The sequence below is a fragment of the Streptomyces violaceusniger Tu 4113 genome, assembly GCF_000147815.2.
GTDB classification, from domain to species: Bacteria; Actinomycetota; Actinomycetes; order Streptomycetales; family Streptomycetaceae; genus Streptomyces; species Streptomyces violaceusniger_A.
Genome location: NC_015957.1, coordinates 5,112,380 through 5,131,293, shown reverse-complemented (window position 1 = coordinate 5,131,293; position 18,914 = coordinate 5,112,380). Strand labels below are relative to the sequence as shown.

Annotated in this window: 18 protein-coding genes and 4 pseudogenes; 7 read left to right on the top strand and 15 right to left on the bottom strand. The window is 67.2% G+C overall.

The window, feature by feature from the left end:
• Window positions 1-569 precede the first annotated feature (569 nt).
• The gene (locus STRVI_RS54605; RefSeq protein ID WP_251982693.1) at window positions 570-761 is read left to right on the top strand and encodes a DUF6207 family protein; all 192 of its coding nucleotides are present in this window, start codon (window positions 570-572) and stop codon (window positions 759-761) included.
• Between the two features lie 663 nt (window positions 762-1,424).
• Here STRVI_RS54605 and STRVI_RS21220 read toward each other — a convergent pair.
• The 4 genes and pseudogenes from STRVI_RS21220 to STRVI_RS21205 all read right to left on the bottom strand — a co-directional run bounded on the left by STRVI_RS21220 (window position 1,425) and on the right by STRVI_RS21205 (window position 4,372).
• Window positions 1,425-2,390 carry a hypothetical protein gene (locus tag STRVI_RS21220; RefSeq protein ID WP_014057706.1) on the bottom strand — a complete coding sequence of 322 codons (966 nt, stop codon included), beginning with the start codon at window positions 2,388-2,390 and terminating at the stop codon, window positions 1,425-1,427.
• 842 nt (window positions 2,391-3,232) lie between these two features.
• Window positions 3,233-3,613: pseudogene (locus STRVI_RS54600) on the bottom strand (DUF742 domain-containing protein); the annotation flags it as partial.
• Entirely contained in the window at window positions 3,610-4,050 is a 441-nt protein-coding gene (locus STRVI_RS21210; RefSeq protein ID WP_050993712.1) for an RNA polymerase sigma factor, read from the bottom strand. The gene STRVI_RS21210 and the pseudogene STRVI_RS54600, both read right to left, overlap by 4 nt.
• Before the next feature lie 76 nt (window positions 4,051-4,126).
• Window positions 4,127-4,372, bottom strand: a complete 246-nt coding sequence (locus STRVI_RS21205) for a hypothetical protein (RefSeq protein WP_014057704.1) — start codon at window positions 4,370-4,372, stop codon at window positions 4,127-4,129.
• Between the two features lie 741 nt (window positions 4,373-5,113).
• Here STRVI_RS21205 and STRVI_RS21200 point away from each other — a divergent pair.
• Complete coding sequence (locus tag STRVI_RS21200; RefSeq protein WP_014057702.1) at window positions 5,114-5,728, top strand: hypothetical protein; 615 nt, start codon at window positions 5,114-5,116, stop codon at window positions 5,726-5,728.
• Window positions 5,729-5,837: 109 nt separating this feature from the next.
• Here STRVI_RS21200 and STRVI_RS21195 read toward each other — a convergent pair whose 3' ends face one another.
• From STRVI_RS21195 to STRVI_RS56410, 3 genes and pseudogenes are all read right to left on the bottom strand, one after another.
• Window positions 5,838-7,124 carry an IS256 family transposase gene (locus STRVI_RS21195; protein WP_014055863.1) on the bottom strand — a complete coding sequence of 429 codons (1,287 nt, stop codon included), beginning with the start codon at window positions 7,122-7,124 and terminating at the stop codon, window positions 5,838-5,840.
• Window positions 7,125-7,437: 313 nt separating this feature from the next.
• Window positions 7,438-8,004, bottom strand: a pseudogene (locus tag STRVI_RS56415) (AfsR/SARP family transcriptional regulator); the annotation flags it as partial.
• A gap of 179 nt (window positions 8,005-8,183) precedes the next feature.
• A pseudogene (locus STRVI_RS56410) lies at window positions 8,184-8,303 on the bottom strand (transcriptional regulator MoaR1); the annotation flags it as partial.
• A 1,103-nt stretch (window positions 8,304-9,406) separates the two neighbouring features.
• Between STRVI_RS56410 and STRVI_RS21185 the strand changes: the two are divergent.
• On the top strand, window positions 9,407-11,068 hold the full coding sequence (locus tag STRVI_RS21185; protein ID WP_043236252.1) for an IS1182 family transposase: 1,662 nt from the start codon (window positions 9,407-9,409) through the stop codon (window positions 11,066-11,068).
• A gap of 37 nt (window positions 11,069-11,105) precedes the next feature.
• Here STRVI_RS21185 and STRVI_RS50760 read toward each other — a convergent pair whose 3' ends face one another.
• The 4 genes from STRVI_RS50760 to STRVI_RS48185 form a co-directional block, all read right to left on the bottom strand.
• On the bottom strand, window positions 11,106-11,360 hold the full coding sequence (locus tag STRVI_RS50760) for an integrase core domain-containing protein (protein WP_167543214.1): 255 nt from the start codon (window positions 11,358-11,360) through the stop codon (window positions 11,106-11,108).
• 72 nt (window positions 11,361-11,432) lie between these two features.
• Window positions 11,433-11,930: an IS3 family transposase gene (locus STRVI_RS50755; protein WP_150112905.1), complete on the bottom strand. Its 498-nt coding sequence runs from the start codon at window positions 11,928-11,930 to the stop codon at window positions 11,433-11,435.
• A gap of 70 nt (window positions 11,931-12,000) precedes the next feature.
• Window positions 12,001-12,192 carry a hypothetical protein gene (locus STRVI_RS48190; RefSeq protein ID WP_078505319.1) on the bottom strand — a complete coding sequence of 64 codons (192 nt, stop codon included), beginning with the start codon at window positions 12,190-12,192 and terminating at the stop codon, window positions 12,001-12,003.
• The gene (locus tag STRVI_RS48185; RefSeq protein ID WP_078505316.1) at window positions 12,189-12,299 is read right to left on the bottom strand and encodes a transposase; all 111 of its coding nucleotides are present in this window, start codon (window positions 12,297-12,299) and stop codon (window positions 12,189-12,191) included. Before STRVI_RS48185 ends, STRVI_RS48190 begins: the two co-directional genes overlap by 4 nt.
• Before the next feature lie 269 nt (window positions 12,300-12,568).
• Here STRVI_RS48185 and STRVI_RS55605 point away from each other — a divergent pair, with 269 nt between their 5' ends.
• On the top strand, window positions 12,569-12,703 hold the full coding sequence (locus tag STRVI_RS55605; RefSeq protein ID WP_286012058.1) for a hypothetical protein: 135 nt from the start codon (window positions 12,569-12,571) through the stop codon (window positions 12,701-12,703).
• A gap of 238 nt (window positions 12,704-12,941) precedes the next feature.
• On the opposite strand, the gene STRVI_RS46440 is transcribed toward STRVI_RS55605, so the two are convergent.
• From STRVI_RS46440 to STRVI_RS56020, 3 genes and pseudogenes are all read right to left on the bottom strand, one after another.
• Window positions 12,942-14,381, bottom strand: coding sequence for a caspase family protein (locus STRVI_RS46440; RefSeq protein WP_014057699.1), 1,440 nt, complete (start codon window positions 14,379-14,381; stop codon window positions 12,942-12,944).
• Window positions 14,381-14,764, bottom strand: a complete 384-nt coding sequence (locus STRVI_RS52110) for an effector-associated constant component EACC1 (protein ID WP_014057698.1) — start codon at window positions 14,762-14,764, stop codon at window positions 14,381-14,383. The genes STRVI_RS46440 and STRVI_RS52110 overlap by 1 nt, the downstream gene beginning before the upstream one ends.
• 124 nt (window positions 14,765-14,888) lie before the next feature.
• Window positions 14,889-15,062, bottom strand: a pseudogene (locus tag STRVI_RS56020) (DUF6245 family protein); the annotation flags it as partial.
• A 160-nt stretch (window positions 15,063-15,222) separates the two neighbouring features.
• On the opposite strand from STRVI_RS56020, the gene STRVI_RS21155 reads away from it, so the two are divergent.
• Genes STRVI_RS21155 through STRVI_RS21145 form a run of 3 tightly spaced genes read left to right on the top strand, consistent with a single transcriptional unit; the run spans window position 15,223 to window position 17,788 of the window.
• Window positions 15,223-16,302, top strand: a complete 1,080-nt coding sequence (locus STRVI_RS21155) for a tyrosine-type recombinase/integrase (protein WP_014057697.1) — start codon at window positions 15,223-15,225, stop codon at window positions 16,300-16,302.
• Window positions 16,299-16,628 carry a helix-turn-helix domain-containing protein gene (locus tag STRVI_RS21150; protein ID WP_014057696.1) on the top strand — a complete coding sequence of 110 codons (330 nt, stop codon included), beginning with the start codon at window positions 16,299-16,301 and terminating at the stop codon, window positions 16,626-16,628. The genes STRVI_RS21155 and STRVI_RS21150 overlap by 4 nt, the downstream gene beginning before the upstream one ends.
• Entirely contained in the window at window positions 16,625-17,788 is a 1,164-nt protein-coding gene (locus STRVI_RS21145; protein WP_014057695.1) for a hypothetical protein, read from the top strand. Before STRVI_RS21150 ends, STRVI_RS21145 begins: the two co-directional genes overlap by 4 nt.
• Before the next feature lie 12 nt (window positions 17,789-17,800).
• On the opposite strand, the gene STRVI_RS52795 is transcribed toward STRVI_RS21145, so the two are convergent.
• The gene (locus tag STRVI_RS52795; protein ID WP_014057694.1) at window positions 17,801-17,947 is read right to left on the bottom strand and encodes a hypothetical protein; all 147 of its coding nucleotides are present in this window, start codon (window positions 17,945-17,947) and stop codon (window positions 17,801-17,803) included.
• Window positions 17,948-18,914: the final 967 nt, after the last annotated feature.

Here is an 18,914-nt window from a genome sequence, read left to right as displayed (position 1 = left end):
CTAATGGCGCCGCTCCGGAGCGATCGTCATCCCGGACACAGGCTGATGAGCCTGGAGCCCGGCAGGGGCAGAGAGCGATGCTGGGGAGGGCACGGCAGCGGCTGGTGCGTAGGCGGTGGACAGCCAGCCCGTGGTCGGGGTCGCCGATCTCCTCGCACAGCGGTGCCAGACGGTCGGTTTCCTGGTCCCTCGGAAAAGCAGCCGGGGACGACTTCGAGCATCAGGCGCCAACGGCGAGAACCCCTGCGCGTCTGATCTCACCTCGCACTCCCATCACGCGGCGAGCTGCATCTTCCGGACTGCCTGCGCCTGCCCCGAGGTTTCATGTCCGGGTGCTCGTGACAGCACCCACACTCCTTGGGAAGCGGCCTGTACAGCGGCACACCGCGTAACACGATCAGCAGCGGCGGACCGCCGGCCGCCGAGCCACTCACACTTTGGAAGCCGATCGGGCTCGTAAGCCCCGTCCTACACGATGTCGCCCGTACGAGTGGTGTGCATGCTGCCGGTGAACCAGCCTCGCGCCGGCAACATCACGTAAGGCATGGACCACATCGACGAGTGCACGTATGCGAGCCAGGCCTGGTCGTCCTCGACATCACGGCCCAGACGAGGACACCGTAAGGGCAGTGACGTCCCGACTGGATGAGCTGTGGGCGACATCCGGCATCGGACCGGTGCGGCGCCTCGCGGGTGAACCAGGGGTACGGGCCCGCTTGTATGCGGACGCCCGACGTTCGGGCACTGGTGGCCCGGTGTAGAAGTTTTGGACTGGCGCGCCCGAGAGCCAGCGAGAATTGCGTTCAACTCACCTCCGCCCCGCCCGACACCGCTTTCCCCGGCCGCAGCCACGAGTCAAAGCCCATCGGCCCATCACGAAACGCTGCGGGCCCAGCGGATGGCCGACCCGAGGTGGCCCGGCCTGCGCGGTGCCACCTCCGTGCACAGGCAGGCGGTGTGGCGTATCGAGGTCCAGCGGCAGCGGCGCGTGGGCGAACTGTCGGACACCCGGGTGGCCGGGGCAGCTTTCAGCGGCCCCACCAAGGTCAATGGCTGCATCGGTCTGTTTTCGTGCCACGGGAGGTGATCCGTAAACGGTGCGCTTTGTATATGAAGCGCGGGAAACCGGCGTTCCGCAGCGCACTGATACACGATCAGGACCGGGGTCGCCGCGACACCCTCGCATTCGTCGCTCGGCACCCGTGCCGGGCGCCGACTCGCCCTGACCGTGGCGGACGGCGCATCACTGGCCCGGTTGCTCGCTCCCGGGGTCCCGGTGCCCTCGTCGACGTCGCCGCACCCACGTCCGGCGTACATCCGAGGCGCTGTATGCGCGCATACATACAGGCCAGCCCGACGGCTATGGCCACCGCCGGTCCTTGGCTGCGTTTTCCGGCGGCGGCCACCGCAAGCTGCTCCCTGTCTCAGGTCAGCGGCAATGAGAGCGCGCTGGAGGACGGGGCCTTGCCCGGCTTCAGCGGCGGCCGGGCGAGCAAGAGCGTCACTGTGCGGCCGGGCGGCGGGTATCCCCCAGAGCGCTCAGTGAGGAAGTCGGCTGCCAGGATTCTACGAGGCCCTGCACCCGTTGCCTGATCAAGCTTGCCACTGACCAGCAGCTCCTCGGCCAACTCATCGAGGCGACACTCATATTCCGCGTAGACCCCCCGGGCGGCTGCCTGGACGGCGGCGTGGGCGGTCGCGAGAGCGCGGTTGAGCCGGAAGGAGTGACGGTAATCTTCGCTGTCCTGCGGCTTGGGGAAGACGTGTTCCGCAATCTCGCGGCGTGCTCCTGCGTTCTTGGCCGAGCGGAAATCGGGGCGTTCAGCCAGGAGCGCGGCCATGGTTGCCTGCTGCTCTTCGTCTGCCTGCCGCTCTGCCACCCTGGCCTGGTGCCGGTCCTCGTACTGTTCCTGTTGGGCGCTGCGCTGCAGCACATGGACGTCGTCACACTCGGCGACTAATGCGGTGTACCAGGGTGCTACCGCTTCCCAGATGTGGGCGACGGCGCCGTGCACGAAACTCACCTCGACACGGGCGGTCTTGCCGTCGTATGGGCGGGCCTTGGTCCGGATGGTAGTCAGGGCCTGCTGGACAGCATCGTCCAAGGGCTTGTCTTCCTGCTTCTCGCTGTCGGTGTGTACGTTGGGGGCGGTGTAACAGTCGACGTGTTCGCCGACGTCGAAGCAGTCGATGTCCTGGTAGAGGACACGTACTCCGAGAGTGGATGCCAGGTGGCAGAAGCCTTCGATGCCCATGTCCTGAGGACCAAGCTGCACTGCGTACTGGCTGTCCGACGCCGATAACGCGGGCAGCAGGAACCCGTCGTGGTCTGCGGCCCATTGCTTGATGAAGTCCGGCAGATTGTCCACGGTGACAGTCGGCTCATCCACAGTGATCTCTTTCCTCGCTTGATGCGGTAGCGCCTCACGGTGTGTGGCGCGCTGGCGGCAGAAACGTACGGAGCGGGTCTGACAGGGCACGCAGTCCGCCGGTGATCCCCACCGCCCGACAGCTAGAGCGGCCGCAGCAACATCGACGCTGGTCACAAGCCCTCCCACGGTCGGCCCCCGGGCGGCAGACTGCGACCGATTGGCTCGCTGTCCGTCAATCAATTGCTCCGCGTTTCACTCTCGCGGGTGACGAGAAGAGCCCGGAGCAGGGGTGGTGATGGCGCGGAACCACGCTGACCCCAGAGCGACGACGGCTAGGGCGTAAGGGCGGCCCTCGCGGAGCTGTGGTTCGGCGACCTGGAGCGGCCGCCAGGCGGGCCGACCCGCCAGCCCGCGACGGTAAGCCGCCGTCAGCTACACAGTCCGCCGAATGAACCACGAATCGCTCTGCGGAGACGCCCTCTGCCCGCTGCGCGCCTCGCCACCACGACACCCCCGACAGCAGCCTGCTCCACCGTCAACCACCGCCCACCCAGATGCCGCTCCCCCGGCAGACGGCGGTAGCCGTGGAGCTGACATCACCCCGTCCCAGACCGCCTTCACCTCGCGGACCGCTGCTGACCGGGTCAGGTCTCTCAGCTGTCGAGATCGGTTTGAACTCCCAAGGCCTCGCGCAGTCCGGCCTCGATGTCCAGAACATCCTCGAGACTGTCAACGGCGGCGTCGTGGTGGTGCTGAAGCAGCACCTCACGAAGGCCTGCCTCTGTGTCCAGGGCGTGGCCGAGGTCCTCGACCACCGCTTGGCAGCTATCCGCGAGCCACCGCTCCACTGCTTCGTCGTTGCGGAGCCCGTTGCGCACCCGTTCGAGTAGCGTCACCTCTGGTGGGCCGCTGGCGTTGCCGTCGCCCGCCTGGTGGACGGCCACCAGGCCAGCCGCAGCGAGTTCGGCGACGAGGAGGCGGGTGGCTCCGAGCGGAATCGACAGGAGCGCCGACACCTCGGCCACCGACTTGACCTCCCGGCACAGGTCGCAGATGCGCTGCTGACCGGGAAGCAGATCTGCGACCTGAGCAGGGTCGGCCGTTGTGCTCACCAGGGCCTCGATAGCGACCTGGTAGCGCCGCCGGGTCCGGCCGCTAGTCCCGTCCTTCGGACGTACCAGCGGCTGATTGCCTTGACCCTCGAGCTCCGCGTGCAGATAGACACGCTGGTTGTCGGTCACTGCTCCTCCTCCCCCTCCTCGAAACGGGCAGCAGCGGCTCGGCTGGCTCTCATCAGGTGGGCGCGGACCGTTCCTGCGTCCAGCTCCAGTTGCTCTGCGATCTCGGCCGGAGTGAATTCTTGAAGTGTCAACAGCAGGACCTGCCGTTGCCGTGGGGGCAAGGCTTTCAGCACCTGCAGCATCTCGTGCCGGGCTTCGAACTCCGCCAGCGCATCGGGCTTGGGCACCAGGGACGTCGACTCGGGTAACGCGTCGACGGGCGCTTCCATCCGCACCTTCGCGGCCCGACGGCCCCACATCCGTACCGCAGCCTTGTAGACGTAAGCCCGCGGATGACTGACGCGCTCCCACCGTTTGAACAGCTCGATCATGCAGTCCTGGGCGGTTTCCGCAGCGATCGCCGCAGGCGCGCCGCTGACGATCACATACGCGATCAACGGCTTGATGTGTCACGGTAGAACGCAGAAAAGGCCTGTGGGGCCGCTGCCCGCTCAGCACCACGGTCATGGATACTCACGCCGCGTTCTTCTCCACCGAACCCCTGGTGATCTTGATGCGGACCCTGTGTCCGTCGGGCCGCTGCTCCACGACCTCCCCTTGACCACCTTGCACGATCGACCGGGTCAACGAGGTGAGGTGCTCGCGTTGTACATGCTCGTGCCGAGTCCGCCACCGCAGACGAAGCCACACCCCGACGAGCAGACAGACCTTGCCGGTGACGATCGAGGCGATCGTCAGGATGACGGTTGCTGTATCCAACCCGGTTGCCCTCCCAGAAATGTGCCGGACCACCGCAGCCCGGCACATGTTGAGAGGCCCGGCGGCGCGTCACCGTGTAACCGCGTTGGTGGGTTTGTTGAACCACCGCCAGCGTCTCCGGGCGGTGGCGGGCTTGGTCGGCAGGTCGAGAGAGGTAAGACGGGCCTCGCTCCGCGAACTTCTTCTTGGCTACGCGAGTGTTCTTCGAATTCGGCGGCGAGGGCTGGGTCGGGCCGGGGGACGAGTCCGTAGTCGTCGTCGGTGGCGGCCTCCAGGCGGCACACGGCGTCCACGATCTTCGCTACGCACGCCTCAGTGTGCAACGCGGCTGTGCCGTCGCCGCCCGAGTCGTGCGAGCGCCTGCAGATGGGGCCCTGGCGTCCGGTGCCGGGAAGAAGGCAACCTTTGGAGCAGGCCGGCTGTGCAGCAGTGAATGAGGCACACTCTGCGCCGGAATCGTCTGCGAGACGCCGATGAGCTGCCCCCGTCAGCCTGCCTGGCTCCTCACCGGCATGCCGTCGCAGGTGCGTGCTGACCATCACCAGACTTCGGACCCGCTGCGTCTGCGTCACGCGGCAGAGCAAAACACATGCCTTTTCCGTACTATCACTACGACATTGCCGTGCGGGAGTACCTGCTCCCGGCACACCTGGCAGCAGGCCCCACAGCACACGCATGAGATGCGCCTACGCCACGAGCTGCGTCTCGTCGGCCGTGGCACCCAGAAAGGGATGTAAGCACATGCCCGAAACCACTGCTCCGCCCACCCAGTTGACCTCGCAGTACAGCACGCAGGTTGCGGATGACCTCAAGCGCAACCTCAAGGAACAGGAACGAATCAGCGGTGAAATCGACGCGCTGAAAGCACAGTTGATCGCTCTGAAGCAGGACCACACCGTCCTGGTGAACATCCAGCAGGCCATCGGGACCTCAGCATCAGCGCCCGCTGTATCCGAGTCCAGCACAGCAGTGCGCGCGCCCCGCAAGAAGAAGACTGCGGCGTCGAAGGCCGACAAGCAGCCCCGGGCAAAGAAGTCCGCCAACCCGGCCCGCCAGCAGAACGCGTCCGAGGCATCCGCCGCACGATCGGCCCAGCCCACCCTCGTCGGCTTGGTCCGCGAGCACCTGACAGGCCAGGGCGAGCCTCGCTCCGCAGCCGAAATCACCGCCGCGCTCGACAAGCAGCACCCCGAGCGCAACGTCAAGACCACCGTCGTGCGCACCACGCTCGAAAACCTCGTGGCCAAGAACCAGGCCCAGCGCACCAAGCAGGGCGCGTCCGTCTTCTACACCGCCCCAGAGGCTCCCGGAACTGCCACGGAGGAGAAGTCGGCGGAGCAGCAGTCTGCGAGCTGAACCGCAGTGACGGTGTCGTCGTCGATATCGAGCAGGTCGACCGCCTTGTGGTCAGGGCCGACGGCTCGTCTCGGGTCTGTCAAACGAGTGGTGTAACTGGGGCTGATGGTTACTGACGGGCTGCGGAGAGGCGGCCGTCGAAGGTGATGTCGAAGGCGTTCAGCGCGGTCTTCCAACGCATGGTCCAGCGTGCCTGGCCCTTGCCGGTGGGGTCGAGGGACATGATCGCCATGTAGACGCACTTCAGGGCGGCCTGCTCGTTGGGGAAGTGGCCGCGAGCCTTGACCGCCCGGCGGATGCGGGCGTTGACCGACTCGATCGCGTTCGTCGTGCAGACGATGCGGCGGATCTCGGTGTCGAACCGCAGGAACGGGATGAACTCCTCCCAGGCGTTCTCCCACAGCTTCACGATCGCCGGATACTTCCGGCCCCAGGCATCGGCGAACTCGGCGAACCGCTCCAGGGCGGCCTCTTCGGTCGGCGCCGTGTAGACGGGCTTCAGAAGCTTGGCGATCTTGTCCCAGTCCTGGCGGGCGGCATAGCGGAAGGAGTTCCGCAGCAGGTGCACCACGCAGGTCTGCACGATCGTCCGCGGCCAGAGGGTCTCCACTGCCTCGGGCAGGCCCTTGAGCCCGTCGCAGACGAGCATGAGCACATCACTGACGCCGCGGTTCTTGATTTCGGTGAGGATGTGCAGCCAGTGCTTGGCGCCCTCGCCGCCGTCGCCGGCCCATAGTCCCAGGATGTCGCGCCGGCCCTCGGCGGTGACGGCCAGGGCCACGTAGACGGGCCGGTTGGCGACCGCGCCGTCGCGGATCTTCACGTGGATGGCGTCGATGAAGACCACCGGATAGACGGCGTCGAGGGGGCGGCTCTGCCATTCGGCCATGCCCTCCAGCACCTTGTCCGTGATGGTGGAGATTGTCTGGCGGGAGACCTCGGCACCATAGACCTCCGCCAGGTGGGCCTGGACCTCGCCGGTGGTCAGGCCCTTCGCGGCCAGCGAGATGACCATCTCATCGACGCCGGTCAGACGCTTCTGCCGCTTCTTGACAATCTTCGGCTCGAAGGAGCCGTCGCGGTCGCGGGGCACGGTTATCTCCACAGGTCCGACGTCGGTCAGGACTGTCTTGGAGCGTTTGCCGTTGCGGGAGTTGCCGCCGTTCTTGCCCGCCGGGTCGTGCTTGTCATAGCCGAGGTGGTCGGTGATTTCACCCTCCAGGGCGGACTCCAACAGCCGCTTGGTCAGCTGCTGCAGCAGCCCGCCCTCACCAGTCAACTGCAGACCCCCGGCCTGGGCCCGGCCCACCAGCTCGTCGATCAACTGGTCGTCCACGGCCTTCGCCGGCACAGCCTCCACGGGCTCGACAGAGCCGGACACGTTCTCACTGGTCATCGATGTATCTTCCATGATCGGGAGTTACACCGAACGTTTTACAGTCCCCTCGTCTCCCGACTGCTCGGCTTCCTGCTCATGTGAGTGGTTCTCCGGAAGCACTCCGCGGCCATCATGCTGAGATGTGGCCTAACGTTCAGGGAAGCCTGTCAGCCGAAACGGTTTCACGCCGCCCGCGCCTCATGCCGTATTTCCTGAGCAGCGATTGCACCTTGTGGCCTGCCGTCAGCTCGTGCAGGCGAAGAACACGGTTCCGGCGACCGCCTGGCCCCGGTTCTGTGCATCGGCCAGTAGGACTTGCCACTCCCGATGGCTACCGGGAGCCGCCTGCGGCAGTCCAAAGGCGCCCAGGTACAGCCTGCAGCAGCCGTTCCCGGATGGTCTCCATGATGGTGGTGCGGCCTGTGAAGTCGGTCAGTGCTGCCGGGAGCTGTGCCGGGCGCGGCATGGCCGGGCACGCGGTTCCCCCGCTGGCCGGGTCTCCCTGGGGGGCGGCGAGGGTGGGGTCTGCGCGCAGGATACGTTGATGAAGTCGCGCGAGTTCGGGGCTTGGGTCCAAGCCGAGTTCGTCGGCGAGGATGCGGCGGGTGTCGTTGTACACGCCGAGTGCCTCGGTTCGTCGTCCGCTGCGGTACAGGGCCAGCATCAGCAGTGCGCGCGGTCGTTCCCGCATAGGGCCTTCGGCACATAGCGTGGTGAGTTCTGAGACGGCCTCTGTGTGCAGGCCCAGTTCGAGGTCGAGTTCTACGCCAGCTTCCAGAAGCGCCAAGCGCCGCTGTGCAAGGCGGCTGCGCTGGGTGTACGCGTAGGGGCCAGGGACCCCAGCGAGCGGCTCACCGCTCCATAAGGCCGCCGCCCGGCGCAGGAGGTTCTGGGCGCCGGATAGGTCGCCTTCTGCTCTGGCGCGCTTCGCGGCCGCCTCGTATGCCTCGCATTCGGTGAGTCCAGTGCTTGGGGTGGTATACGGACCGCGTAGCCACCGGCATCAGAAACCACCAGGTCGGGGCCAAGCACCTTGCGCAGCCGGAAAGCGTACGTGCGCAGTGCGGCGATCGCGCGACGCGGTGAGTGTTCCCCCCACACCGCGTCCACCAACTCGTCTGAGGTCGCCGTCCGACCCTGGCGCAGCAGCAGCGCACACAGCACAGCGCGCTCTTGCGGCTGGCCGGGCGGCAGCATCCGCTTTCCGCGCCAGACCCGCACCGGGCCCAGCACTGCGAAGCGCAGCAGGGCAGAAGATTCTTTGTGGGGCGGGGCGGACTGACGGGGCGGGCTGTCCTGCCCCGGTCTTTGCGGACCTGCCGTCCTTGAGGTGCCGGACACGGCAGGAGATGTAGCCGCGGGTCGCCGGCGGGGGGGGGGACAGTGAAGCCAAGCTGTTCGAGCGGCATTCCGAACATCTCTTGCAGTACACGCTGACTCGAGGGCCGTGGACACGGCGGATCGGGCTGCCGCCACCGATGAAACTGCCGCGAGGTGACCTTCTGCGGCTCTCCCAACCGCTCGGCCACCGCTGCATATATGCCTCGAGGAAGACCGCAGGCTGACCCCACTGGCGCTCCTCGCAGGCCTGCACGAAGACTGCCTGCTTCATCTCCGCTGCCCTCCCGCCCCGGCCGTCATGCCAAGAACACACCGTAGCCCGGAGTAATACCGCTCACGGCCAGAACAACCAGCCGAAAGTCCGCCTCAAAGTCCGGTCGCCCGGCGGCCTTGCACGTCGCTGCTGCCAGCGGCAAGCCGTCCATGCTTGCCAGAGCTTGGACACCTGCGACAGGAACGAATCCGGTGTGACTGGCCGCAGTGAGAAGAGATTGATTGGTCCCTTATCACCAGCCGCTGAGATGGATGACGAAGCCGAACACAGAAGGGAATCGGATATGAGCATGCACAAGCGGCTCGCACTCACAGCAGCGGCCGTGGCGTTGGGCGCCGGGCTGTCCGGACCGCGTCGGCGCAGGCCGACCAGCCGTCCGCCCAGACCCAGGCCGCGGCACAACGCCGGGACATCTGCTTCTCCGGGGCCTGCGGCAGCGCGACCGTCACCTTCCAGAGCCACTACTCCGCCAGGGTCAGCATGTCGGTCGCGGACAACCGCTGCGACGGTCACCCCGCCAAGGTGCGGATCCTGGCGCACCAGTACCACCTCAGCACCGGGGCACAGGTGAAGTTTCCCCGTGGTCGACCCTGCTGGCCAATTCACATGGCGGTTCAGCTGTTCTTCGACGGGGGATCACGGATGCGTAAGTCTGGCGCGGGGAGCCGATGAACGGGGTTCCTCGATGTCTATGTGGCCGCGGTCTGTGCGTGAGGTTCCGGAGTGGACGGCTGTGGTGGCTCGTGCCGCCTTCCCGCGTGGGACGTTCGCGATGCGGGTCCGGGACGCGCTGGGTGAGATCTTCACGGATGCGCAGTTCGCCGATCTGTTTGCGCGACGAGGGCATCCGGCCTTGTCGCCGGGGTTCCTGGGGATGGTAGCGGTTCTGCAGTACGCCGAGGGACTGACCGACCGGCAGGCCGCCGACGCGGTACGCGGCAGGATCGACTGGAAGTACTGTCTGGGGCTGGAGTTGACCGATGCCGGCTTCGACTCTTCCGTGCTCAGCGAGTTCCGTACCCGCCTGGTCGAGCAGGAGTCCGCGGGCCGTCTTCTGGAGCGGACCCTTGAGTTGCTCGCCGAACGGCAGCTGCTCGGGGCCGGGGGTGTGCAGCGCACCGATGCCACGCACGTGGTGGCGAATATCCGGTTGCTTAACCGGCTGGAGCTCGTGGTGGAGACCATGCGGGCCGCGCTGGAGGCCCTGGCGGCAGCCGCGCCTGGGTGGCTGATCCTGCACACCTCGCTCGACTGGTGGGACCGTTACGAGCGGCGGGCCAGCGACTATCGGCTGCCGAGGACCGAGGCCACCCGTGATGCGCTCGCCCGCACGGTCGGCCAGGATGGCCGGCGCCTGCTGGCCGCCGCCTACGCGGCGCATGCGCCGGGCTGGATCCGGGAAGTTCCCGCCGTACAGGTGCTGCGACAGGTCTGGGTCCAGCAGTACCAGTGCGCCGACAACGGGGCCTGCGTGCTGCGGGCAGCCAAGGACCTGCCGCCGGGATCGCTCTCGATCGGCAGCCCGTACGACACCGAGGCCCGCTACAGCATCAAGCGGGGCATGGCCTGGCGCGGCTACAAGGCCCACTTCACCGAGACCGCCACGCCCGACAAGCCCCGCCTGATCGTGCACGTCGAGACCACCGAGGCCAGCCGCGCGGACGTGGAGACCACCGCTGGACGCCACCAGGCCCTCACGGCCGCCGGGCGGGCGCCCAAGGAGGAACTCGTGGACGCCGCCTACGTCAGCGTCGACCACGTCATCACCGCCGCGAACAACGGCATCACTCTGACCGGGCCGCTCCCACCCGACTCGGGCTGGCAGGCCCGCGACCCCGACGCGTTCGACCTGCGCGACTTCACCATCGACTTCGACAACCGGCACGTCACCTGCCCCAACGGCAAACAGAGCCGGTACTGGCGCGAAGCCCACAGCCGCGACGGACTCCCCATCATCCAGGTCACCTTCCGTCTCCCGGACTGCACCACCTGCCCGGACCGATCCCGCTGCACCCGCTCCGAGCGCAACGCGCGCGCCATGACTTTCCGGCCCCGTGAGCAGTTGGAGACACAGCAGCGGATCCGCGCCGAGCAGGCCACCGACGCGTGGAAGGAGCGCTATGCGCTGCGGGCCGGCGTCGAGAGCACCATGGCCCAGGCGTCCAGCCGCTGTGATGTCCACCGGGCCCGTTACCGCGGGCTCGCCCGCACTCATCTCCAGCACATGCTGACTGCGACCGCCCTCAACCTCGTCCGCACCGACGCCTGGCTCGCCGGTATCCCACCCTCCGGAGCCTGGACCTCACGCCTCACGCGCCTCCGCCGCGAACTCGCAGCCGCCATGTGAATTGGCCAGCAGGGTCGTGGTCCTGGACACTCTTCTTCTACGCTGCGAGTACGTGGTCGTTACGGAACCGCTGTCGCGTCTCGTGGGGTGTGAGGTACCCGAAGAGAGGGTGCTTGCGGAGGCGGCGCCGGTTGTAGAAGGTCTCGATGAAGGCGAAGGCCTCGGCGCGGGCGGTGGCCCGGTCGGGCCAGAGCCGGATGCCGATCTCTTCCTTGAGTACGGCCCAGAAGCTCTCGGCTGCGGCGTTGTCAAAGCATGAGCCGGTCCGGCCGGTGCTTTGCCGAAGTCCCAACCTGCTTATCTCGGCCCGGAATTCAGCCGAGGTGTATTCGCTACCGCGGTCGCTGTGCATGATGCGGCCGGGTTATGGGTCGCCCCGGCCGTGGGCCGTCCGCAGCGCGTCGACTACCAGGGAGGCGCGGTGGTGGTCGGCCATCGCGTAGCCGACCACCTCGCGCGTAGCCAGGTCCAGCCAGCAGGCCAGGTACAGCCAGCCCTCGCGGGTGGGCAGGTACGTGATGTCCCCGACCAGCCGGGTGCCTGGCCGGGTGGCGGTGAAATCATGCCCGATCAGGTCTGGGGCCGGCCGTGCCTGCCGGTCGGGGCGGGTCAGCGAGCGGCGTTTTCGGCGCGTGACACCGGTGATCCGGCGTTCGCGCATGATCCGCTCAACCCGCTTGCGGTTGATGGTCCGGCCCAGTCGCCGCAGCTCGGCGTGCACGCGCGGGACACCGTAGGCACCCTTCGAAGCGAGGTGGATCACTGTGATCTCGTGGGCCAGGGCCTCATCCGCGCGCTCGCGTTCCTGCCGCGCCTCCTCGGCCTCCAGCCAGGCATAAGGAGCGGGCCACAGCCAGGACACGGCACGGCACGGCACGGCAGGGCCACCGGATACGTGGCCTTCTCCGCAGCGATGAACCGGCAGACCTCGTTCACCGGTCGCTGTCCTGGGCGAAGAAGGCCGCAGCTTTTTTCAGGATCTCGATCGTCTTCTGCTGCTCGACATTCTGCCTGCGCAACTGCTTGAGCTCTTCGCGCTCGGCGCTGGTCAGCTCACCCGCCCCGCTCTCACCACGGTCGATCCGGTCACGCTTGACCCAGCCGCGCAGGCTCTCAGGGCTCACCCCAGATCCCGCGCGACCTCCGTGATCGTCTTGCTGGAGGAACGGGCCAACGCGATCGCGTCCCGCTTGAACTCCTCCGAATACCGCTTCGAGTACTGACTACCCACCTGGCACTACTTCCTCCGGAACCTCATGTTCCAGTCTCCAGGTGTCCAGTCACCAGGGGAAGCTTCACCCCACCCCGGCCTCTCACAGGGCCTGCTTGCCTGAGGCTCATCGTGGTGCCCGCCGGCGTTCGGGCCATCGGCCTGTCCTCCGGAACTCCTTGATCTTGGTGTTGGGGTAGGAGCGATGCATTCGGCGGTGAGCACCAGGGGCAGGGCTACTCGGTGCGTGTCACCGCCTCGCTCGCGCTCCACCATGCCGCTTTGGAGCAGTGCATCCCCTCGCCGACGACAGCTCCACCCCGGCCGGGCGCAAGGCGCACCGCGACATACTCCGACCGGATCGCCGCGGCATCACCCTGAAGGGCGGACTGCTGCTGTCCCAAGGGCTGCCCCCGGGTGTCTGAATCGGGGCAGGGCGCCGCGGGTGAGGGCAGGGGTCAGCCGCGGATGATCTGGGCAGTGGTGACGGCGCCGTACTCAAGGCCCCAGTTGGTATGAATCTTGCCGTACTCGCCGCTTTCGGCGCCGAGGGTCACCAGGTGCAGCACTGAGCGCGTTTCCAACAGCTGGCCCCGGGACGGGGCGTCGGCACGGCGAGCATTCTCACAAGGGGCCCCGGCACGACTGGGCGGAATCCGGGGCCTACTTGCTGCTGTCCGGCTTTGGGTCTTCGAACTTCGAGGAGGCATAGAACCGGACGAGACGGATGAACTCTCTCGCCGCCAGCGGGTTAGCGGGGCGAATATCCCAGCTGTCGAAGTCTGCTTGCTTGGTCCCCGGAGCGATGCGCACGGTGAGTGCCTTCGTGCCGGCCTTCACGTATACCTTGGTGATGTCGTCCCAGCTTCGGTCCACCACCTTCCCGCCGCGCCCGAGTTTGGAGAGGGCGACACCATCGACCTGCAGCCTCAACGGCGACGCCAAAACTCCTATGAGTCCACCAATGACCCCCAGGACGACCGTACAGGGACCAAATATCAGGGTGAGGAAGAGAACGAGCTGTACGGCTTGCAGCCCGATCCCCCCGGACAGGTTTTCGTCCGGGCCATTAAACTTTATGCCGAGAAAGTCCCACACAGTAGGCACCATGTGGTACGCCAAAAACTGGTAGTACGCGGGTATCACCAGCAACAGGATGCTCCAGGGGCCGGCATAGCCCCAGTTGCCGGCCCACTCCCAGATTGTGCTTCCGCGCCCTTCGATGAGTGTCACTGATCCGCGCGTGGTCGGCGGCGGGTCGGATTCGAGGTGACGCGGGGAGGGCGTCTGGGTGGCGGGTTCGGCAGTCGGCTTCTTCCTGATGCCGGCAAGGGGGGCGCGCAGGAGGTCAGGCGCTGGGGGGATCGCGGGTCTTGGCCGAGGACGGTTCTTCTTTCGGCGGGCGATGGCGACGTCGCCCTCCCCGGCGAAGCTCAGCTGTGGGGGCAGGGGGGTGCTCTTGGTCATCCAGTGGTGCACCTGGTCGTAGAGCTCACGGACCGTGAGGTAGCTGGTGGACTGGGCGTGCCGCAGGCCGTGCACGAGCATTCCGGTGAATGGGCTGGGCTGCCCCTCTACTTCGGCATCGCGTGCGAGCTGCGTGGCCCTGTTGCTGGCCAGGACGTACCGGCCCTTGCCTGCCACCGGAGAGGCCAGGCTGGCGCCTGTCTTGAACGTGCCGCTGTGGCAGCAGTCGAGCACGATGATAGTGGTCGCGGCGGCTGAGCTGTCGATCATGTTGTTGATCTCCGCGGCGCTCAGCGTCGTGGCGCGGAGCCGGTCCGGCGTGGTGTCGCCGGCGCACAGGTACAGGCGCCCGTGTTCATCGAGCTGGCCGTGGCCGCTGTAATACAGCAGCAGCACGTCCTCGCGCCCTGCAGTGGTGAAGAATTGGTCTAGCTCTTCCCGCAGTTCCTGAACTCCCTTGTCCGGCAGGGACAGGACGTTGTCAGGAGGGAACAGCCCGACCTTGTCATCGGTCAGTGCTTGTCCGAGTTTCTCGATGTCGACCAACGGTCCGCGCAGAGTCAGCAGCGCATGGGGGTCGCGAGGGAAAGTAGCGTTTCCGATCAGCAACGCGCGGTAGTGCGGGTCGGCCGGCATCAGTCGGCTCCGAGACGCCTGCCGACGCCCTCCGCCAGGGCCTGGAATGATGCTTGATCGACGTTGTTGCCGGTGACCGTCAGCGTCTGCTCGGCGCCCTGGTCATCGGTCCACGTCACCGTCAGGGCCCGTGTCTTGTCCCGCGCCAGCCAGGTCCGGAAGCACGCCACCGCAGCGGTCAACGCGCCGGACGAGCCCAGGGCGAGGATCACGGCCTCCACAGCACCCTTCGCGCCTGGCTCCGGGACACCTCGCCGGGATATTGTCCCGGCCTCCCCGCGCAGGGCGGCGTGCAGTGTCGCTACTTGATCTAACCAGCGCTGGTCCTCCAGAGCGAACTTCGCCGTGCCCGTCGTGATCGTCAGCTCTACATCGGAAGCCATTCCTACCCCCACCCCGTTCATACCAAGCCGAGCATAGCGATCGACCAACTCGTGTCATGGCTGGCCACGCCGTCCACACCGCCGCCGGCGCTGTCCCGGGGGCAGGAGGGGGGTTCATCGCGTTCTGCAACGGCTCCCGGGCCGCCTCCAGCTGCCCCGCCTGCGCCGCCAGCGTGTCCACGTCTCCGGTAGCGACCGCGTCCTGGCTGGCGGAGATCACGCCGAGCAGCGTGTGCAGCCCCGTCGTCGCGTGCGCGGCGGCCAGCGGGACCCGGGCCGACCTCATGGTGTGCGACATCCCGGGAGTTCCCCTGAGCCCCGCTGAGTCCTTGCCCCTGTGGCCAGGGGGTTCTTCCTCCTTCGTGTGCTCTGTGGTCTTGTGACGTAACTTCGGGATTCTTGAAGCGTTCTCACCGTGTCCGACCTCCGCAGTCGGGCCGAAGGCGAGGAGGCTCGGGTTGGCGGCGCTGGCAGTCGTACGGGACCTGCGTGAGCGCTGGGCGCCCGCGACGGCGGAGGAACTGGAGCGGTTCGAGACCGACGTGCTGTCCGGGTTCGTCCTCGCGCGGGCCTCGGCCGGCCTGGCGGACGGCACGATCCGCGGGGACGTCGGGCACCTGGACCAGATCAGGACCTGGTTCGGCCGGCCCCTGTGGGACATGGAGCCTGCCGACGCGGACGCGTACTTCGGGAAGGTGCTGCGGCACTCGCCCAGCGGCACTCGGCTGGGCCGGTCACAGGCACTGAGCACGTACTTCATGTTCCTGGAGCTGCGGCACAAGGTCGAAATCCACCGGATGACCGGCCGGGTAGTCGAGTGCCCGATCGACGAGATGAACCGGCCGCGAGGCGCCAAGGACGCCCAGCTGCGGATCCCTCCGAGCGAGCCGGAGGTCGAGACACTGTTCACCGGCTGGGGCGGCGAGCTGGCCACCTGCCGCAAGTTCGCCCCGACCGCCCGGAACTACACGGCCTCGAAGCTGATGTCACAGGTCGGCCTGCGGGTGAGCGAAGCGTGCAAGCTCGACTTGGCCGACATTAAGTGGGACCTGGGCCGCTTCGGCAAGCTCCACGTCCGCCACGGCAAGGGCGCCCGCGGATCTGGGCCGCGCGAGCGCATGGTGCCGCTGATCAACGGCGCCGACCGCACGCTGCGATGGTTCATCGAGGACGTGTGGGGCCAGTTCGACGACGACCACACCCGCCCCGGCGCCCCGCTGTTCCCCTCCGAGCGCAGATGCGCCGACGGCTCCTCGCGCCGGGTGGGCGACGACGCCCTGCGCGGCGGGCTCAAGGGGGCGGCCAAGGCGCATCTGCCGGGCTGGGGCGAGAAGCTGACGCCGCACGTCCTGCGGCATTTCTGTGCATCCCAGCTCTATGCGAACGGGCTGGACCTGCTCGCAATTCAGGAGGTTCTGGGACATTCCTGGATCGCCACGACGATGCGATACGTCCACGTCCAGCAGACCCGGGTCGAGGACGCCTGGGTCGCCGGGACCGAGCGGGCCGCGAAGCGGCTGGAAGGGCTGGTCCGATGAGGTGGAACCTGCGGCTGACCGCCGCGAACAAGGGTATCTGGAAGGCGTCCGAGCTCCAACGAAGCCTGGCCGAACACGGGTTGGTGATCTCGGCGGGGAAGATGTCCGGGCTGTGGTCCGGTCAGCCGGTCTCCCTCAAGCTGGAGGACCTGGATGTCATCTGCGTCGTGCTCGGCTGCGAGATCGGTGACCTGCTGATTCCCGAGCCGGAGAAGGTCAACCGCCCCGGGCGAGAGGATGTCGGCCAAGCCGCGGTCGGCTCCAGAACCGTCGCCCCGGCGGTGGTCCCCAAGCGCCGCGACGGCCGGTCGCTGCCGCCAGCATGAGCCGGTATCCGAAGGGCCATCGCAAGCCCACCGACTCCTGCGGCAGCTGTCTGGCCTGGGGGAACTTCAGCGGACGCCTCTGCCCTGCCTGCTACATGTTCGGCCGCAGCCACAAGACAGCCGCCTGCGTCGGCTGCCGCCGTGTCCAACCGCTGAAGTGGGACTACTGCCGTCTGTGCTGGTGCCAGGCCCGCTTCAGTGCCAAGGCCGTCGCCGGCCAACAAGCAGACGAGGCGGACGTGAGGGACCGGCTCGGCGCCGTCCGGCACCACCAGCTGTTTTTCATGGGCATGCACCACCGCCACGGATCGGTACCCACCCCTCGGCCGCACGGAGGACGGTGGGGTGCCTCGTGCAAGCCGCCGCCCGCACCGGCCTGGAGGCCGAATCCTGGCTGGAGGCAGCTGCCGCTGTTCGAGCAGATCCCGCGGGACTACAGCCGACTCGACCCGGCCGTCGCCGACCTGGTCAGCCCCTGGCTGGCCTGGGCGAAGTACCTCGCTCACCAGCTTGCCGAGGCCCGGGGCTGGGGACGCGACATCCGCTTCGCCGTCAACCGCGGCCTGGCCCTCGTCCTCACCGGGTACGTCGAGGGCGACGTCATCCGACACAGCGAGATCTTCGCCCTGCTCCGGACCCGCGATCTTCCCGTCCTCCACACAGTCACAGTCCTGGAGGAGATGGGGATCTTCGAGGACGACAGCGAACCCTCCTTCGAACGCTGGCTCGCCGAGAGACTGGAGGGCCTCGCACCCGGCATCCGCTCGGAGGCCGAGCGGTGGACCCGAGTCCTACGCGATGGCGGTCCCCGCAGCCTCCCGCGGCAATCAGGCACGGTCTGGCTCCACCTCAACCGGGTCCGACCAGCCTTGCTGGAGTGGTCGAACCGCTACGACCACCTGCGAGAGGTGACCCGCGACGACGTCCTCGCCCACGCCCAGACGCTGCACGGGCGCCAGCGCCACGATCAACTCGTCGCCCTGCGTTCGCTGTTCGCCTGGGCCAAGCGGGCCGGGCTGATCTTTCGCAACCCCACCAGCAGGATCAAGGTGGGGCAATATCAGTACGCTGTCCTCTGGTCTGCAAACCAGAGAACTCGGGACGAACCCACTCATTGCGTGCATCGCATGGTCAGGGCCCGGCTTCCTCCGGGCCTTTGACATGTCCGGGGGTTACCGCTGGTCGAGGGCCTTGCCTGCAACCTTCCCCGCCACGTCCAGCACCTTGAGCCACAGCTCGTGGCGCCGGTTCTTGCGACGCTCCGCCTGATCTGCGCTTTCCGACTCGGGCTCCCGGGCCGACTGCTGACTCTCAGGCATCGCGTGCCACCTCCTGCTGCACGGCGAAGAGATCCGCAGGACACCCGGCCGTGTTTTCGGGTGTCCCGTCGATCCATCCGACGAAGGCGACGAGCCCGGCTCTAGCTGCTTTCCGGCAGCGAGAGAAATCCTCAATACGCCTCTCACCTGCGAAAATGTCGCGGGTTCCAGTGAATCCCTCGCTGGTTCCTGTAACTTTCTTCGCAGGCTTTTGGCGATCTCGCAGGTCACAGCGGTGTCAGGTTTATGGGGCTGTGAGCAGCATGTAGCCACAAATGCGCCATCACATCGCAAAGTTGGCTCGATCATTGCGCCGAAGCAGGCTACGACCCTGCACGAGTTGCTCCCGAAGCGCTGGAGGAGCTCGGCCTCAACTTCTATGCGACCGCCAGCGATGTCGGCCAGGAAGCCGCGGCACGAGCACTCGCAGTTCACGTGGAAGGCCGCCACCTCGCAGCTATGAACTCCCGCGTTCCCACCGAACCGGCCGACACTCCCAGCTGATGCACACGGACCGACCCGCGAGTTCCCGCTGAACAGGCTTCAGTTTCGCTGAACTCACGGGGCTCTTCGGGGTCGAGTAGGAGCCATGCAGAGAGTCCAGTTTGGGTCACCCGGCACGTGCGCGTGCCGTTCAACCACGCCGCCGAGGTCCGGCCGGGCACGAGCCTTCCGGTACGGACCGATCGCGCCGACCTGCGCGCGATGATCGTCGAGTGGGAGTGCCTCCACTGACCGTCAGGCCTGAAAGGCACCGGCACCACTGGAACCGGCCGATTACTGGATGAGCGTGCGCAGAAGGGCGGTGTGCTCATTGGGCCCGGTGACCTCCCTGGAAGGCAACGCTGTCCCCTTGTGCTGAAGAACGGCTGGAGGGGACGGTACCGCTCCCACCCAGCTCCCCGTGCCGGGCGGGAGCTCTCCGCGCAGCACACTGCAAGCCCCAGCCCTCCGGCCGACCGCGCTG

What these genes read in the sequence shown, in the direction of transcription:
- STRVI_RS54605 (WP_251982693.1), top strand. Translation starts at nt 570, where the DNA reads ATGCGAGCCAGGCCTGGTCGTCCTCGACATCACGGCCCAGACGAGGAC.
- STRVI_RS21200 (WP_014057702.1), top strand. Translation starts at nt 5,114, where the DNA reads ATGCCCGAAACCACTGCTCCGCCCACCCAGTTGACCTCGCAGTACAGC.
- STRVI_RS21195 (WP_014055863.1), bottom strand. Translation starts at nt 7,124, where the DNA reads ATGACCAGTGAGAACGTGTCCGGCTCTGTCGAGCCCGTGGAGGCTGTG.
- STRVI_RS21185 (WP_043236252.1), top strand. Translation starts at nt 9,407, where the DNA reads ATGTCTATGTGGCCGCGGTCTGTGCGTGAGGTTCCGGAGTGGACGGCT.
- STRVI_RS46440 (WP_014057699.1), bottom strand. Translation starts at nt 14,381, where the DNA reads ATGCCGGCCGACCCGCACTACCGCGCGTTGCTGATCGGAAACGCTACT.
- STRVI_RS52110 (WP_014057698.1), bottom strand. Translation starts at nt 14,764, where the DNA reads ATGGCTTCCGATGTAGAGCTGACGATCACGACGGGCACGGCGAAGTTC.
- STRVI_RS21150 (WP_014057696.1), top strand. Translation starts at nt 16,299, where the DNA reads ATGAGGTGGAACCTGCGGCTGACCGCCGCGAACAAGGGTATCTGGAAG.
- STRVI_RS21145 (WP_014057695.1), top strand. Translation starts at nt 16,625, where the DNA reads ATGAGCCGGTATCCGAAGGGCCATCGCAAGCCCACCGACTCCTGCGGC.
- STRVI_RS52795 (WP_014057694.1), bottom strand. Translation starts at nt 17,947, where the DNA reads ATGCCTGAGAGTCAGCAGTCGGCCCGGGAGCCCGAGTCGGAAAGCGCA.